This is a genomic window from Acetobacterium sp. (genome assembly GCF_030652775.1).
GTDB lineage: Bacteria > Bacillota > Clostridia > Eubacteriales > Eubacteriaceae > Acetobacterium.
The window spans coordinates 1-16,388 of sequence record NZ_JAUSPS010000043.1 but is presented as its reverse complement, the minus strand read 5'-3'; the positions used below and the strand labels follow the sequence as shown (position 1 = coordinate 16,388).

Genomic DNA, 16,388 nt, shown 5'->3' with positions numbered 1-16,388 from the left:
ATGGCGATTCCAGTCCTTGCCAAAGTAGCGACAGCGGTTGCATCGGACAAAAAGTTGCGAAATATTGTCCTGGGTATTATTGCTGGACTGCTGGGGTTGATCTTAGGTCTGGTCTTGACCCTGGTTTATATTTTATCTACACCGATAACCATGCTGACCAGCTTAATTACCAATCCGGATATACTGGAAGTCATTCTGGAATTTAAAACAGAATATCAAGCATTGATGCCAAACAATTCCGGAGGCTACGGTGCCGGCGGATCAGATATTGTCAAGGTCGCTTTAGCGGAAGATGGCAAAGCGAGTAATGTTGGTGGTCAAACCTACTGGAGTTGGTACGGCTTCTCATATCGGGATGAATGGTGTGCCATGTTTGTCTCCTGGTGTGCTGATCAATGTGGGTATATCGAATCCGGGGTGATTCCCAAATTTGCCTATGTCCCCACTGGCGTCGAATGGTTTCAGGAACGGGGACAGTATCAGTCAAGAAGTAGTGGTTATCTCCCCAAACCAGGTGATTTAATCTTTGTTTCCTGGGGCGGTAATGGCAGCTACTCACATGTGGGAATCGTCGAATCCTGTGATGGTACCTATGTCAATACCATTGAAGGAAATACCGGTGAAACTCCGGGTTATTATAAGATTCGTCGGAATGAATTCACCATCAATGACTTGCGGATTACCGGCTATGGTACACCAAAATATCCGGCAGCTTCGGTGGGAGATGAAGATCTCGACTGGTATTACCGGTGTATCGAAGCAGAAGCAGAAAACCAACCGTTTGATGGAAAAGTTGGGGTGGCGCAGTGCATTATCTATTCGTCGCAACGAAAAGGGGAAGGTTTTAAACAGGTAATCACGTCTCCCAATCAATATTCTTGTGTCAGTGACGGTCGGATATATGGGATCACGCCTTCAGCTGAAACACTTCAAGCAGGAAAAGAAGCACTGGAGGGTAAGCGGGTTTTTCCGGAAGGGACCGAGTACTTTATTAATTATGCAGCTGCCGAAGTATCATGGTGGCATCAGCAACAGGAATTCATGGGAAAAATTGGGGATCACAGCTTTTATCGGGCAGCCAATTATTCTGGAAATTAAAGGAGGATCAAGTCATTGAAGAAAAATAAGTGGCTAATTATTTTAGCATTAATAAGTGCGTCGTTAATACTGAGCGGGTGCGGATTACTCAGTGAATTAAAAAAAACCGTTGAGGAACCGAAAGATAAGGTTTACGGGGCTTGGTATGATCCGGACACCAAGACCTACCTGGTCATTAATCATGACCAGAGCTATACCATGGGATTTGGAATGAATGCGGTTAATTCTGGCGGGACATGCACAATTGATAACGAGCATGTTGTGCTCAGTATTGAGTACGCCATAGCGGATGGTAAACAGGAAGACGTGCCAGCGCTGAATAAAGAAGATATAGTTTGCACCTATTCGATAAATTTGGGTGATACGCTGGTGCTAAAAACAGGAGATGGCACGGTCTTACGCTTTCAGGCATCAACAACTGGGGAAAACACCCTCAATTCATCAAATCAGATGGTGTTAACGGGTCTATGGAAAAACATCAAAGTGGATGAATCCATCCGCTTTGATGATAAAGGGAAAGTGACCTGGCTTTCAGCTGAATCTAAAAAAGAAGGCCGTTATGAGGTCAATGAGGATCAGGTTATTTTAACCATTGCTGAGATTAAGACGATCTATACCGTTAAATATCAGACAGCGACACGGATTCAACTGACGAATACAGCTAAATCTGATGATATCCAAGAATATGAAAGAATGGGGGAATGATTTTGTTTCCCGGGGAAACAGATTTAAATAGATCTTCAGGCGTTTCTTATGGGCAGGAAATAGTTTCCGATTTATAGTATACAGGAGGATGACGCCACGAAAAAGCAAAAGATTGTTGATTTATGGCTATACTTTCAGATGAAAAATTAGATCAAAGAAAGAGGTAGAATGATGAAAAAAGTGGAAACCAACAAGACCAAGGAAGCGAAAAGCTTCAGAGATGACATTCTCAAATTTATGCAGACTCTCAATGGCGTGGATGATGAAAAGATGACGCCAGAAGAAGCGGAGATACTCAAGGAATCCGTTGAGGAATTTGCATCGCAGTTCATTTATTTCAGAGAGTCCTATACCCAGAAAAATTCACACATCCGGCATATTTCAGTGCTGATGGAAGATATCCGGGAGTTAGTTGGGGAGTCCGGGGAGAAATATGAGGAAGCCGAGGATCTGGAAGAATCCAATATGATTCTCTTTAATGCGGTTAATGAGGTCATTGGCAAGTTGAGTGAGGTGGAAAAAAACCTGGAAGACGCTGAAAAAGAAGAAAGTGAATTTAAACGGATCGAGAGCATTGAGCGGATGTTCATGCAGGCAAACATCAGTGTTCAGGGATCAGAAGAAACCATCAAAAAAATGGCAGATCAGATCAAAGATCAAATGGAAACCTTCCGGGATGGGGTCGAAAGCAATGATCTTCAGCTGGCCATCATCGAAAAGAACACCATCGACTTTAAACAGCAGTGCGATACCATTGTTAAAACCTTTGAGTCGTTCAGTCAGCATTTTGACGAATCAAAAGAAGTCTCCCAAAAGAAATTGAATGAGCTTTTTACAAATCTGGTTGAGCAGGTTAATCAGACTAAAACCGATATCGTGGGAGAGCGGGAAAAAGAACTGGATCAACTCACCGGCAAATACAGTGACGCACTGGATAAAATCGGAACTAAGAGTGATGAAGCCCTGGGAAAAATGGAAGGTTTAATGGAGCGGGTCAATACCCTGTTGTTTGCCGAAGGCTTCAAACAGCTCTTTATTATCATTGGTGGTGGATTTTCCATCATCAATTTTATTATCTTAATTGTACTAATATTCACGAAATAGGAGGAAACGAATCATGCTTTTATATGTAACCAGTAACCAGAACAATGGTATTTTTGATTTTCTAAAAAAAGAAAACGGAATGCCGATCAAGAAATTCATCGGGGATTATGAACTGGCAGCCTTTGTTGAAAATGACCTCAGTAAATTTGCATCCTACCGCTATCTGGCGGTGGATCTGGAGTGTCTGACGGACATACCAGAAGGGTTGTTTAAAGCCATTGAAGGTATTAAACAGTGGTTTTTACAGCGACTCATAATCTTTGCCAGGGAGATTACCCCGGAGCTGAAACAGGAGCTTTTGAACCGGGAAGTTTACAATATCATTTCCGGCGAGCCCAGGGAATTTGAAGACCTGATATTAAAAGCAGTCAGCCGAACCGGGATTACCTATCAGGATCAGCTGCTAAATGATGAGATCCATGAAGCGGTGGCCATTGAACAACCATCGATTGCAGAAATAATCAGGAAGCCAGTCAGCGAAGACCAACCGCTGACTGAAATACCATTTGTAGAGAAAGACATAGCCGATCCAATGAAACAGGAAGAACAGGAAGAACAGGAAGAACAAGTGGTAAATGAGGAACATGAGGAACAGTTTATTATCGTGGCCGGCTCTCAGCGCCGTACCGGTACCACCACAACGGCGATTCAGTTGGCCAACTATCTGGCCAACCAGGGAAAAATGGTGGCCTATATGGAAGCGAATGACCACAATCATCTCAAATCGATTATCGAAGCTTACCGCATGAAAAAAGAAGAAATCGAGGACGGCGAATGGCATCAGACAAAGGGCGTCGACTATTTCTTTCAGGATGGCCTGGTCATGAAAACATATGATTACATCATCTTTGATGTGGGTGTTTTAAATGAGGATGTGATTGAACCCTTTAGTCAGGGTCACACTAAAATTCTGTGCGGGGCCGGTAAGTGTTTCGAACGGGCAGCCTTAAATCAAGTCATGGCTCATTATCAGAAAGACGAACTGGAGGAAATCAACCTGTTATTAAATTTCATTGCCCCGGAAGAAGAAGCAACCCTTAAAACCTTCTTCCCGACGGCGCAGTTTAGCAAGTATGCCCCCAATATCATGGGATGGCAGGCCAATAAAGAACTGTTTAAACAGTTTTTGAAAAGAAATGAGCAGGGGGTTCAGTAATGACAGCAGCAGCCGTTAAAAAAGGGGACTTCATTCGAACCGATGGAGCGAATCAGACGGTGGTCTTGGATGTGCAGGGCAGTGATGCCCTGCTTTTTACCGGGAGCCAGTTTATTAAAGTCCATGGCATCCAGATGTTTGAAGGGAAATTGATCTGGGATTCCGGGAATTATTATCAGTCGATTGATCAGATACCAAAGAATTATGAGAACCTGGGTTTCCAGGATCTCAAACAGGATTTGGCCAGTATGAAACAGACCAATGAAGCGGAAATGATTAAGGCCCTGCTGGTTGTGGAAAATCGTTTTGAGGGAACGGAGCTGCTTTGTCACATCCATGAGCGGTTTGAAAATGAGGGTTTCAATCTGTTAAATGACGGTTTTGACCGGGTTCATGCGGAACTGACTCGGGAAGAAGATTATGAGCTTGACGATGACTGGGAGCCGGAAGAATAGAGGTAATCTGTTTCCCGAGGAAACAGAAAATCAGAGAGTCGATCATTTTAGCGTATTTGTTTCCCGAGGAAACAAGAAAAGCATGAGAAAAGGAGGAATGGCTAGGAATGGACACCGTTACAAAAGAAATGTTTGATCTTATTGGCGAATACCATGTTCCCCACAAAAAATCAGGTGTTGTAAGGAATGAAGCGGCTAAGCAAGCGTTAAGCATATTTCATGAAAGACTCAAAGATGTGAAACCAAAAGAATGGTATACTATTAATGGAAATCGCTTATTTTACATGCATTTTTTAATGGTTTTACGTCAGGCACTGATTGAAAATAACTATGAAGTGGCCTGCAATGAGTTGGGCAGTTTAATTTATCGTTATCCGATCAGTGAACAACGGATCAGAGCGATTGTTCTGCATACACTGGAAAGGTACTTATGAGATGGGGTAAAAGCAAACAAAAAAGAATAACACTGGAAGAATGGATTCAAATCAGCAAAAAGTCGCAGTTTGATGAGACTTTTAGTTTTCTTCAATACTGCCTTCATTACGCAGCGACGATTGATGAAAAAATTGATGTATTGAATTACGTTTTAACGGTTCTAAGAGAAGACTTAAAGTATTCTTTGATTGCTGAAGTCATTTATAAAGAAGAAGCGATTGATTTAGACACACGGTTTTTTCCCGATTATAAAACGCTTGATGGAACTTGGGAAAATATCAAAGAATATCAATCAGAAACGACTAAAGAGATCGTACTTTCAGAGGATTGTGTGATTGGCATTCCATGGAAACCTGACCGGATCTGGGAAAAGGTTACGTTTATGCTTAAAGAACCATTTATTCGAGATTCAAATCATCAGGCGATTTATTTTCCGGAACTTAAAGTTTGTTTTGTGTTAAGCGGTAATCATTCGATTGCTGTCGGTGTTATATACAAAAAAGGCGTGATAAAAGCTAATGAGTGTTCAATCATTCCAGCTTTTGCTCACTTGAAATCGGATGGCGATAATTGGATTAACAGTCATACAAATGAAATTTTAGAGCCGGTTAAGGATTTCAGAATTGCTGCCATGTACGAAATTGCAAGATTAATTCATCAATATGAAGAAAAAGTAAATGCAGATATAACGTAAGAGATTCGAAAGAGTCTCTTTTTATTTTAAGAAAAGCTGATCCTGTTTCCCGAGGAAACAAGATATTCGAAAAGGAGAAAAAATGCAGAAAATAAAAAACGGATCATTTGCAAAGTATTTAGTTACGTTAGAAGCGCATGAAAATGACTTGCTGTTATTTAATGGGGATCAATTTATCTGGGCATTCGATGCGGAGATTGATGACGATACCCAGAAACTCATGTGGGCAGCTGCCCGTTACTTTGATGATTATCGGATAGTTCCGCCATTGGCAGAAATAAAGAAGTATTACAACAATCCATTTTGTATCATAGAAGGTTTATGTTTTGCCATTGATCAAGAAAATAACCAGGCAGTGTTGCAGGGTTCAAACTTCCACGATGATGAACGGCCTATTAATATTCCGATTTCACCGGTTGAGCTGGTCGAGTACCAGGGAATTTCTTACCCGGTTACGGCGGTAGCGGATTGGGGATTTTACAATAATACCAGTGTAACCGATCTGATTCTGCCGGATTCAATTACGCAAATCGGGAATTATGCCTTTGCCAATTCGATCATCCGTGACGTGAAAATGCCGGCGAATATCAGTATGGGAAATAATATTTTTTATGGCTGCAACCATTTAAGTGAAAAGATGAAAAATTATCAGGACGGAATAAAAATCGATCAGCATCCGCAATGCAGTGTAATCAGAAAAGGCGATGTTTTTCAAACCAATACTTCCGATCAGATGGTGGTATTGGATGTAAACGGGAATGATGCCCTGTTATTTGCCGGCAAGCATTTCATTCAAGCCACCAATATTCGCCAGGATGGGCAAGGAGTGCAGTGGGACGAAAGCCAGGTTTATGAGCAGTTTAGTAGTATTTCAAGACAGCAACAGGAACAATTGCTTGAGGATGAATGGGAGCAGGAAATGTAAATTTGTTTCCCGAGGAAACAAGAACAGGAAATAAGAACGTGTTTCCCGAGGAAACAGGAAATGGTTGGAGATCAAAAGAAGGTCTCTTTTTTTATTGAAAAGATTCAATGATCCGATTAAAAAATTTGAATTTTCAGGAGGTAAGAAATGGAGCGGAATGATAATGTAACGCAGTCGTTATGCATTGTGTATGATGGAGCCGTCGTAGAAGTGGACAGCTTGAAGGAGGGGTTGACGCTGGCAGACGAAATGGTGTGTGAAAATGGTTCAGACATTACCATTGTGCAGAATGAGGAAGTCATCGCCAGACGGGAATGGATTGCGGAATCAGAAATAGAGGATCCCTTCGGGGATCCGATGGATGCAGAGCGTGATCCGATTGTTTTTGAAGGGGTTGGGTTTTATTCAGATTGGTTGATTGATCAAAATTACAAGGAAATTGAAATTACAAATAAGACTTTTAGTGAGTTGCTAGACAGTGGTCGAATTAGAGATATTCAAGGCAATCAGTATAAAACCTTTGGGGAATTACTTAACAGCAATCAAGCCTTTGACTGTGAGTTGATTATTGGGGATGTGGATATGCCGGCATCTTTTGTCTGGAATGAAGAAAGTCGCATTACCCCCTATGGTTGTGATTACTTTAAACCTTTGATGGCGTGCAGTTACGAGCTGCTGGAAAATGGCAATATTTCTATTGATGATTGTGATGAGGTAATGGGCGAAAAATTCGCCCTGGCCTGTGCCGGTTATATTACAGAATCGGAATCAAAGAAGATGTTTGTTGAAATTGAGTTGAATGAACAAGAGCATGTCTGCTCAGAAGATCAAAGTGATCAGGATCTTGAAGATGAATGGGAGCCGGAAATGTAATCCTGTTTCCCGAGGAAACACAATCTAAAAACGAACGTCTTGTTTCCTGAGGAAACAGGCAGAAAGGAATAAAAATGCAAGCTCAAGCAATTGAAAATGAAGCGATCGGTTATATGAATGGTAAAGCTATTGTTAAAAATGAGAATGGTGAATGGTTTTATGTCGAAGTTCCGGAGGAATTTATTTTTGCCGGCGAACAGATTGCTGATGAAGATTTAGCACCACTGGAACTTTTGCCAAAACCGGTTCAGATGGGTATTTTAAGAGAAATGGGAGATCGGTAAATGGCCAAGTATGATAAGCGAAGTCCAGAAGAAGTTAAAAAGGAAATGGATCTTTATAACCAGAAAATAATTGATCTGGGTGAGTCGTTCAAGCGTGATCCGGCGGTCATCGCTGAATATTTGGAGTTTTCTTCAAAGTTTTATCGTTACAGCGCCCGAAATCAGCAGCTTATTTTTTCACAGAATGATCGGGCATCCTTTGTGGGTAGTTATCAGTTTTATAAGGAAAAAGGTTATCAGGTACAGAAGGGTCAAAAAAGCATGAAGATTCTGGTGCCGGTTAAAGCGTCTTATTTTTATCGGGACTGTGAAAATACGTCCACTCCTTTAATTAATGCGACCAAAAGTGAACGAGAGCGGATCAAGCGGGGAGAGATCGAGGTAAAATCGGTCATGCGGTTTAAATTGGGATCAGTTTTTGATATTTCCCAAACCGATTGCCCGGTAGCCGAATACCCCCGGTTAGTGAGTTTTGGGGAAGTATCGCAGGATCATGCCACCTTATATGAGCAGTTGCGGAGTTATTGCGAAGATCAGGGTTTCCCGGTTGAGGAAACGGCCTTACGCTCGATTAAATTACGGGGATCTTATACGCCATCTACCAATGAAATCAGACTGAATGAAAAACTCCAGGACACTCAAAAGCTCGGGACGTTTCTGCATGAAATGTCCCATGCTTTTTTAGATCATACAGTCGAAGCATTTCGTTCCGAAATAAGTGAACACCAGCATGAATTTGAAGCAGACGGTTTGACCATTATGTTTTTAAGTCGCTTTGACCTGGAAGTCACTGAAGGTACCAAAGATCATCTGGCATCCCACTACCAGAGTTTTCTGGAACAGATCGAAGCGCTGCCGGCAGAAGAACAGAAAAAACATAGCTTGGATCTATCCCTGGTCAAGATAAACAATACTTATAAAGAACATATCGGAGCGATGGAAGAACATTTGAATCAATTGAATGCAGGAACACAGTCTGAAGATTATGAAGAAGAATGGGAGCAGGAAATGTGATTCTGTTTCCCGAGGAAACAGGATTTTAGTCTATTTAATTACTTTATCCGAGAGCAAACGCCTTAAAGCATGGTTTGAACAATGAGGGGTGGTGAATTTTTATAAAAAATTTCATGATAAGTATGTCATTAATTATGCTGACATTAGTTATCAGTTTTTGGGTAATTGGTGGAAGTTATCGTGATGCCGGTTCGTTAGGAATAGTTTTTGCTCTAATCGGCGTTTTTGGAGCATTATGTACTGGAATTTTTACGTTGTTTAAAGATTTTAAAAAAAGTGAAGATGTCAGACAAGATACTGGAGATATGAAACCAAGAGTGCAACGGATCGAAGAAGACAGCAAAAAGACAGTATCGGTTTTAGTTGAAAATATAAATCCAAGCATTAAAAAGATCTCAGAGATATCTGGTGGGAATGCTGACGATTTAAGTATTTTAGTTGAAGAACTTAATTATCAAAAACGCCTGAAAAACGAGTCTTCAGGAGATAAAGGCTATCAGAAAGACCGAACAATCAATCATATTAATCAACTATTTGAAGAAAATGTGATGCTAACGAATAAACTCAAAGAAAAAGAAATTGAACTTAGCCGAAGCAGAGAAGTTACATTAATGCTGAAGGAAAAATGCGAGTTGCTTAAAAATGAGAATTTAAAATTAAAAGAAATAATTAAAGAAGAAGAAAATAGTCAGAGCAATAATTGGGAACCGGAACAGTAACGCTGTTTCCCGAGGAAACAAAATACAGGAAACACATCAAAAGGAGATCCAATCGGATCTCTTTTTTCTTTTCAATCACAAAGACAAAATCTTATTGACGAAAGGTGAATCGAATGAACTCAAGAGAAATACAAGATTTCCCCCAAATAGCGCAAGAAAATTTTCAGACCCCTGAAAACTGGATGACCTTTCTGGAACGGTCGGCCTGGCATTATAAGCATACCTTTTATAATCAGATGCTGATCGTCTTCCAGCGACCGGATGCAACCGCTGTAACCGGAATAGCGGCATGGAATAAAAAACTCAATCGCACCGTCAACGTTGGTGCGAAGCGAATTCTGGTGATGGATGATCATCTGAAGTATGAATTTAAAAATGTCTTTGATGTGAGTGATACCCACAAGCGCAATCCTAACGGCCCGGATTTTAAATTGTGGAGCCGGGAAAATGTGGAGGAAGCAGTTATTATTGACCGGGCCACCGAGAACTTTCCGGAATTCAAAATCAAATACGGTCTGCCAGAATATATCATTACCGAAATTAAAGAGCGAAATAAAGATCTATTTGAATACTTTCAGTCCGAAATCCAGAATTCAAACAGACTTTATCTCAGGAATCTCGATGTGAGTGGCTTTGCCACCCTGTATGATAACAGTGTGATCTATCAGATTTTATCCCGATGTGGCTATAATCCCCGGGATTATTTTAATCCGGAAGATTTTGCACAAATAAAAAACATCAAAAACTTTAGATCACTGATATTTTTGGGTAATAATGTAACGAGTATCACCAAACCCTTTCTCATTGAAATGGGAAAACTGGTGCAAACCATTGAAATGGAACAATTGAAAAATCAAATAGAAGGAGAATCAAAAAATGAGCAAGAACCAGGAAACATTCAAACCTATGGAATTGACCTATCATCAGGAAGGGGAGTTTCTGACCCCGGATATCAAACCCCTGACTCCGCCCAGTCGGGAAATCGGGAAATACGGGAACTTAAGGAACCAGTATCTGAAGGAATTCAAGCCGGATCTGTTGATGGAACTGATCTTCGACGACAAGATCAACGAACATCTGGAGGAAGTGGATCAGGCAGCCCAGCGCCGACTGGAGCTGATCATGGAGGGGATGATGAAAAATCATCCGGCGCCGGACAAGAAAACCAGACCGATGGAATGGGCTGGACATATGAGCAACCTTCAGCACCTGGCCAACGAGATCGTTCTTTCGGAACTCATTTACAACTAAGCCTGTTTAAGCCTGGACAGGAGCAAAACCCCGAACCCAACCCAAAAGCGGAGAGCCTTAAGCCCTCCGCTTTTTCTATGTCCCAACATGAGATTGATGTGATCCTTCGCAGCGCCGGCAATGACAAAAACAGTCAGTTACGCATTGTCGCCCAATATAAGAAACAGCTGCCGACCGAAGACAACGTGGCCTTTCTAAGATCAGAATATCGCACCGGTGGCAAAGGCTTTTACATCGATGAAAAAGAAGTGGCGGTCTGGTTTGATAAAGACGGTATGCGGGTCGCCCAGGGAAGCTCAGTTCAGAGCAATTTTATGAAAACTACCCTGTCCTGGGAACAGGTTGAAAATCGGCTCGGGGAGCTGCTGGAAAGTGGTCTTTATATTGGTCAGGAACACCTGGATAAAGTCGATAGCTTTGAACGCAAAGAACTGGCAAATAAACTCTGGTATTTACATCAGGATCGCTCCGGGGAATTTTTCATGGAGGATGAGATTTTCCAGGGAGGATTTCCGGATAGCACGAAACGAATTGCTGAACTTTATACTGATCCGGATAAATTGGATGAAATCATTACTGGACTGGACGGGTTTACCCAAAAATACAAAGTTGACCGTTCCATTTTGCGGTTTCACTTTCACAAGCTAGATGAACTATTAAGCCGACTTAGTGATTTAAAGCGGGAGCGCCGGGACTATCAGGCGGATGGGTTTGACTTCCAGGAACCGGCGATGTTTATCACCCAGGACGAAGTGGATGCGGTTTTATTCAAAGGTAGTGGTATGTCCGATGGAAAACAACGGATCATCAACTATTTTAGCGAAAACCACTCACCACAGGAAAAAGCGAATTTTCTTAAAAATGAATATGCAACAGGTGGCAAAGGGATTTTGTTACGCCGGGATGAAACAGAAAAGAGCATCCTTTTATCCTGGCCAAAGGTGGCAAAGCGCATCGATGAACTGATGGCCCAGGGACGTTATGTGATTGATGAAGCAAAACGGATAGAAGCCCCTGAATTAAAACCGGAAAAACCGGCAATTCCGCTGGCCGACATTCATGATCTACTAATAAACGTGACCCCGGACGACTACACCCGGCCAGTAATTTATGATTTATTGCCCGAAACCAATAATAATGATGAGTTTGGCGAAGTGATTAAAAATACCTATTTATTCAGCGAAGTCCCGGTGCTCAGTAATCTTACGGATACCTACCGGCAGCATCTTGATCAGAATGGGATTCGCTTTGAAAAAACTAGCGATCCGTCGATTGATCGTTTTTTATCCTGGACGGATATTGCCGGGGAAGTCAGAGAACTCATCGAAGCCGGTCAATACGTCGTGCCGGGAGCATATCAGGAAATGGATCCGGAACCCTATGTCGAAAGCTTTGGAGAAACCAGGTCATTTATAACCTTTGATCGGGATCCGGAAGATTCTAAAGATCGGGAATTGATCGATGTATCCGCAGCGGATCAGGATGAAGGGGATCACAGTGACCAGAAAAAAACTGATAGCAATACTCCTAAACCAGAAAACTATAAAATTACTGCTGATGTCCTGGGGGAAGGTTCACCACGAAATAAGTTTAAGGCCAATGTGTCAGCAATCCAAACCCTACAAGTGATTGAAAAAGAAAAGCGAATGGCCACGCCGGAAGAACAGAAGATTTTATCCCGATATGTGGGCTGGGGTGGACTGCCACAGGCATTTGATCCGGATAACATCCATTGGCAGCTGGAAGCCAAGGAATTAAAAGGCTTACTTACCGAGGAAGAATACAGTTCGGCCAAGGGTTCAACACTAAATGCCCATTATACAGCGCCGGTTATTATCAAAGCCATGTACGGCGCACTGGAGCAGATGGGTTATTATAAAGGGAATATTCTGGAACCAGGGATGGGCGTGGGCCATTTCTTTGGCTTAATGCCAGATGCCATGAAGGATTCGAAGCTTTATGGCGTGGAGCTGGATGAGATTACCGGTCGGATCGCCAAAGCCCTTTATCCGGAAGCGAATATATCCGTGTGCGGGTTTGAAAAAACCCAGTTTTCCAATAACTTTTTTGATGTGGCCATCGGGAATGTCCCCTTTGGCGATTATCAGGTTTATGATAAAGCTTATGACAAACACAGTTTTATGATCCATGATTATTTCTTTGCCAAGTCTCTGGATAAGGTGCGGGATGGGGGTGTGTTAGCCTTTATCACCAGCAAGGGAACGTTGGATAAGAAGTCTCCCATGGTCCGGAAGTATCTGGCTGAACGGGCGGAATTAATCGGCGCCGTTCGCCTGCCTAACAATGCTTTTAAAGAGAATGCCGGTACCGAAGTGACGTCTGATATTATCTTTCTGAAAAAGCGGGATCGGAAGGTTTTAGCAGCAGATGAAGCCTGGGTTCACCTGGGGTATGATGAGAACGGGATTCCCATGAATCAGTATTTTATCGATCATCCGGAAATGATCCTGGGCGATATGCAAATGGTATCTGGACGATACGGCGATGAATCGGCTTGCCTGCCGATCCTTGGGAACGACCTGCAGCATGAACTGGTAAAAGCCCTGGGCAATTTGGACTATCAATTCCCCCAAGTGGAAATTGGAGATGAAAGCCTTATTGAAGATGACCGGGTCTCCATCCCCGCCGATCCGGATGTGGCCAATTATAGTTATACCATCGTTGATGATGAACTTTACTACCGGGAAAATTCTGTGATGAACCGGATGGATAAACCCGCAGCCACGACGAGCCGGATTATGGGGCTGATTAGCCTACGGGATTGCACCCGGGAACTGATTGCTCTGCAACTGGAAAACGGCAGTAATTGGGAGATTGAAAAGAAACAGGACGAACTGCATACCCGATACGATGCCTTTGCCAAGAAACATGGCCTGATTAACGCCACCGGGAATCGCCGGGCCTTTGATGAGGATGGATCCTACTGGCTCTTATGCGCTCTGGAAGTTTTAAATGAAGATGGTACCTTTAAAGCGAAATCGGATATCTTCTATAAGCGCACCATTCGCACCAATGAGGTGGTTATGGCGGTCGATACCTCCAATGAAGCCCTGTTGGTATCCATCAACGAAAAAGCCAAGGTTGATCTGGACTATATGAGCAGTTTGACCGGAAAATCCCGGGAGGTTATCATTAACGATCTAGAAGGACTGATCTTCCGTGATTTTGGCAGTCTAGATCCGGATCAGCTCCCCCAAAACCTTTTCGATGCCCCGGATATTCCCTTTGTCACCGCTGATGAATACCTGTCCGGAAATGTCCGCAAGAAACTGGAACATGTCCGTCAGCTGTTTGAAAACCTAACCAACGATCAGGTCGAGACTCTTTTGCCAAATATCAATGCGCTGGAAGCTGCCCAGCCCCGGGATCTGGAAGCATCGGAAATCGAAGTACGGTTGGGAGCAACCTGGATTGATCCTCGCTATATCCAGGACTTCATGGTTGACACCTTTAAGCCGGCGACCTATCTGATTAACAGCGAATCCATCAAGATTCATTATTCCCCTTATACCGGGGTCTGGAACGTTCAGGGCAAGAATGCCGATACCTATGATAATGTCCTGGCAAATGTGACTTATGGCACCAAACGGGCCAATGCTTACCGCATTTTGGAGGATTCCCTAAATCTGAAGGATATTCGAATTTATGACACGACCCAAAATGCTGATGGGAACGATGTGCGGGTTCTTAATAAAAACGAAACAATTCTGGCCAATCAGAAACAGGAGCTGATTAAAGAAGCGTTCCGGGACTGGGTCTTTCAGGAGCCAGAGCGCCGGGAGGTTTTAACCAGGAAATATAATATCTTGTTTAATAGCATCAGGCCCCGGGAATACAAAGGAAGCCATGTCGTCCTTCATGGTATTTCGCCGGAGATCCGTTTGCGGGATTATCAGCTTAATGCCATTGCTCGGGGGCTGTACGGCGGGAATACCCTGCTTGGCCACTGTGTTGGGGCCGGCAAGACCTTTGAGATGACCGCTATCGCCATGGAAAGCAAGTACCTGGGTTTGTCCAACAAATCCCTGTTTGTGGTTCCTAATCACTTAATCGGACAATGGGGAGCTGAGTTTCTGGCACTCTATCCCGGAGCCAATGTCCTGGTGGCCCGGAAGAAAGATTTTGAACCGGATAACCGCAAGAAGTTCTGTTCCCGGATTGCCACCGGCGATTATGATGCCATTATTATAGGCCACTCTCAATTTGAAAAGATCCCCTTATCGAAAGAATTTCAGGAACAGGCCCTGGACAGCCAGATTGACGATGTGCTAATGGCCATCGATGATGCTAAACGCAATAATGAGGAACAGTTCACCATCAAACAACTGGAAAGAACCCGGAAGTCATTGGAACTACGTTTAAATCGGCTTAATGATGACTCCCGAAAAGATGGCGTCATTACCTTTGAGGAATTGGGGATTGACCGGCTGTTTGTGGATGAAGCCCATAACTACAAAAATTTGTTTCTCTATACCAAAATGCGAAACGTGGCCGGGATCGGACAAAGTGAAGCGCAAAAAGCCACGGATATGTTTAATAAATGCCAGTATTTGGATCAGCTAACCCAGAACAAAGGGGTGGTCTTTGCCACCGGCACACCGATTTCAAATAGCATTACCGAACTATATACGATGATGCGTTATCTCCAGTATGATACCTTGATGGACATGAATTTAGGTCACTTCGATGCCTGGGCGTCGACCTATGCCGAAGCCATTACCGCCATCGAATTATCCCCGGAAGGAACCGGATATCGATCCAAAACCCGTCTAGCCCGGTTTTATAATCTGCCGGAGCTGATGGCCGTCTTTAAGGAGGTGGCTGATATTCAGACCCCGGATATGCTGAAACTCCCAGTACCAAAAGCTATCTATGAAGATGTGGTGATTAAACCGTCCGATCATCAGAAGGATATGCTCATGGAGCTGGTCACCCGGGCCGAGCGGGTCCGCAATAAATTGGTGGAACCCTATGAGGATAACATGCTGAAGATCACCAATGACGGACGCAAGCTGGCGCTGCATCAGCGCCTGATTAATCCACTGCTGCCCGATCCGGAAGAATCAAAGGTAAATAAAAGTGTCGAAAATATTGTCAAGGTTTGGCAGGATAGTGGGGATCAGCGTTCGGCCCAACTGGTATTTTGTGATTTATCCACGCCCAATAAAGATGGTCGGTTCAATGTTTATCAGGAGATTAAAAATAAAGCCATCGCTAAAGGGATCCCGGAAGATGAGATTGCCTTTATCCACGATGCCGACACCGATGTGAAGAAAATGGCACTTTTTTCAAAGGTAAGAAGCGGATCCGTGCGGGTACTGATTGGATCAACGCCTAAAATGGGCGCTGGAACCAACGTCCAGGATAAACTGATCGCCCTCCACCATTTGGATGTACCGTGGCGTCCGGCGGATATTGAGCAGCAGGAGGGTCGCATCTTAAGACAGGGAAATGAAAATCCGGAAGTAAAGATTTTTCGTTATATAACCGAGCAAACTTTTGATTCGTACAGCTGGGTGCGACATGAAGTCGCTTAATTAATTGTTTGGCATTTTACTACATGACCAAACCAATCATTCCGTTGGTTGAGCCTAGTATCACCTGCATTGTCAGTAATGACATTGTTGGGAAGCTGATATGAAAAAGTAACCCTA

General features: G+C 43.1%; 14 protein-coding genes. All 14 read left to right on the top strand.

All coding sequences use genetic code 11. From position 1 onward, the window contains the following. The 14 genes from Q7J41_RS17790 to Q7J41_RS07080 all read left to right on the top strand — a co-directional run bounded on the left by Q7J41_RS17790 (position 1) and on the right by Q7J41_RS07080 (position 16,271). A complete protein-coding gene (locus Q7J41_RS17790) occupies positions 1 to 1,098 on the top strand; it encodes a CHAP domain-containing protein (RefSeq protein WP_370650996.1) in 1,098 nt (365 codons plus the stop codon). Between the two features lie 15 nt (positions 1,099 to 1,113). After that, on the top strand, positions 1,114 to 1,803 hold the full coding sequence (locus Q7J41_RS07135; RefSeq protein ID WP_304886594.1) for a hypothetical protein: 690 nt from the start codon (positions 1,114 to 1,116) through the stop codon (positions 1,801 to 1,803). A gap of 168 nt (positions 1,804 to 1,971) precedes the next feature. After that, positions 1,972 to 2,907 carry a hypothetical protein gene (locus tag Q7J41_RS07130; RefSeq protein ID WP_304886592.1) on the top strand — a complete coding sequence of 312 codons (936 nt, stop codon included), beginning with the start codon at positions 1,972 to 1,974 and terminating at the stop codon, positions 2,905 to 2,907. Between the two features lie 13 nt (positions 2,908 to 2,920). After that, the gene (locus tag Q7J41_RS07125) at positions 2,921 to 4,063 is read left to right on the top strand and encodes a hypothetical protein (protein WP_304886590.1); all 1,143 of its coding nucleotides are present in this window, start codon (positions 2,921 to 2,923) and stop codon (positions 4,061 to 4,063) included. Continuing rightward, the gene (locus tag Q7J41_RS07120; RefSeq protein WP_304886588.1) at positions 4,063 to 4,518 is read left to right on the top strand and encodes a hypothetical protein; all 456 of its coding nucleotides are present in this window, start codon (positions 4,063 to 4,065) and stop codon (positions 4,516 to 4,518) included. Before Q7J41_RS07125 ends, Q7J41_RS07120 begins: the two co-directional genes overlap by 1 nt. Positions 4,519 to 4,625: 107 nt before the next feature. Then, on the top strand, positions 4,626 to 4,952 hold the full coding sequence (locus Q7J41_RS07115; RefSeq protein WP_304886586.1) for a hypothetical protein: 327 nt from the start codon (positions 4,626 to 4,628) through the stop codon (positions 4,950 to 4,952). Next, positions 4,949 to 5,647, top strand: a complete 699-nt coding sequence (locus Q7J41_RS07110; RefSeq protein ID WP_304886585.1) for a DUF6710 family protein — start codon at positions 4,949 to 4,951, stop codon at positions 5,645 to 5,647. The genes Q7J41_RS07115 and Q7J41_RS07110 overlap by 4 nt, the downstream gene beginning before the upstream one ends. Before the next feature lie 82 nt (positions 5,648 to 5,729). Continuing rightward, positions 5,730 to 6,572, top strand: a complete 843-nt coding sequence (locus Q7J41_RS07105) for a leucine-rich repeat domain-containing protein (RefSeq protein ID WP_304886583.1) — start codon at positions 5,730 to 5,732, stop codon at positions 6,570 to 6,572. A 147-nt stretch (positions 6,573 to 6,719) separates the two neighbouring features. Continuing rightward, entirely contained in the window at positions 6,720 to 7,445 is a 726-nt protein-coding gene (locus tag Q7J41_RS07100) for a hypothetical protein (RefSeq protein ID WP_304886581.1), read from the top strand. A 74-nt stretch (positions 7,446 to 7,519) separates the two neighbouring features. Continuing rightward, positions 7,520 to 7,729, top strand: a complete 210-nt coding sequence (locus tag Q7J41_RS07095) for a hypothetical protein (RefSeq protein WP_304886580.1) — start codon at positions 7,520 to 7,522, stop codon at positions 7,727 to 7,729. Beyond that, positions 7,730 to 8,743, top strand: a complete 1,014-nt coding sequence (locus Q7J41_RS07090; RefSeq protein WP_304886578.1) for an ImmA/IrrE family metallo-endopeptidase — start codon at positions 7,730 to 7,732, stop codon at positions 8,741 to 8,743. It abuts the gene before it with no gap. Between the two features lie 122 nt (positions 8,744 to 8,865). After that, entirely contained in the window at positions 8,866 to 9,462 is a 597-nt protein-coding gene (locus tag Q7J41_RS07085) for a hypothetical protein (RefSeq protein ID WP_304886576.1), read from the top strand. 876 nt (positions 9,463 to 10,338) lie between these two features. Beyond that, on the top strand, positions 10,339 to 10,713 hold the full coding sequence (locus Q7J41_RS17785; protein WP_370650995.1) for a TnpV protein: 375 nt from the start codon (positions 10,339 to 10,341) through the stop codon (positions 10,711 to 10,713). Continuing rightward, entirely contained in the window at positions 10,641 to 16,271 is a 5,631-nt protein-coding gene (locus Q7J41_RS07080) for a DEAD/DEAH box helicase family protein (RefSeq protein WP_370650994.1), read from the top strand. The genes Q7J41_RS17785 and Q7J41_RS07080 overlap by 73 nt, the downstream gene beginning before the upstream one ends. Positions 16,272 to 16,388 lie beyond the last annotated feature (117 nt).

Bases quoted from the DNA above. Each gene is read 5' to 3' on its own strand.
- Q7J41_RS07130 (WP_304886592.1), top strand. From the start codon at position 1,972: ATGATGAAAAAAGTGGAAACCAACAAGACCAAGGAAGCGAAAAGCTTC.
- Q7J41_RS07105 (WP_304886583.1), top strand. From the start codon at position 5,730: ATGCAGAAAATAAAAAACGGATCATTTGCAAAGTATTTAGTTACGTTA.
- Q7J41_RS17785 (WP_370650995.1), top strand. From the start codon at position 10,339: ATGAGCAAGAACCAGGAAACATTCAAACCTATGGAATTGACCTATCAT.
- Q7J41_RS07085 (WP_304886576.1), top strand. From the start codon at position 8,866: ATGTCATTAATTATGCTGACATTAGTTATCAGTTTTTGGGTAATTGGT.
- Q7J41_RS07095 (WP_304886580.1), top strand. From the start codon at position 7,520: ATGCAAGCTCAAGCAATTGAAAATGAAGCGATCGGTTATATGAATGGT.
- Q7J41_RS07100 (WP_304886581.1), top strand. From the start codon at position 6,720: ATGGAGCGGAATGATAATGTAACGCAGTCGTTATGCATTGTGTATGAT.
- Q7J41_RS07115 (WP_304886586.1), top strand. From the start codon at position 4,626: ATGGACACCGTTACAAAAGAAATGTTTGATCTTATTGGCGAATACCAT.
- Q7J41_RS07110 (WP_304886585.1), top strand. From the start codon at position 4,949: ATGAGATGGGGTAAAAGCAAACAAAAAAGAATAACACTGGAAGAATGG.
- Q7J41_RS07080 (WP_370650994.1), top strand. From the start codon at position 10,641: ATGGGCTGGACATATGAGCAACCTTCAGCACCTGGCCAACGAGATCGT.
- Q7J41_RS07120 (WP_304886588.1), top strand. From the start codon at position 4,063: ATGACAGCAGCAGCCGTTAAAAAAGGGGACTTCATTCGAACCGATGGA.
- Q7J41_RS07125 (WP_304886590.1), top strand. From the start codon at position 2,921: ATGCTTTTATATGTAACCAGTAACCAGAACAATGGTATTTTTGATTTT.
- Q7J41_RS07090 (WP_304886578.1), top strand. From the start codon at position 7,730: ATGGCCAAGTATGATAAGCGAAGTCCAGAAGAAGTTAAAAAGGAAATG.
- Q7J41_RS17790 (WP_370650996.1), top strand. From the start codon at position 1: ATGGCGATTCCAGTCCTTGCCAAAGTAGCGACAGCGGTTGCATCGGAC.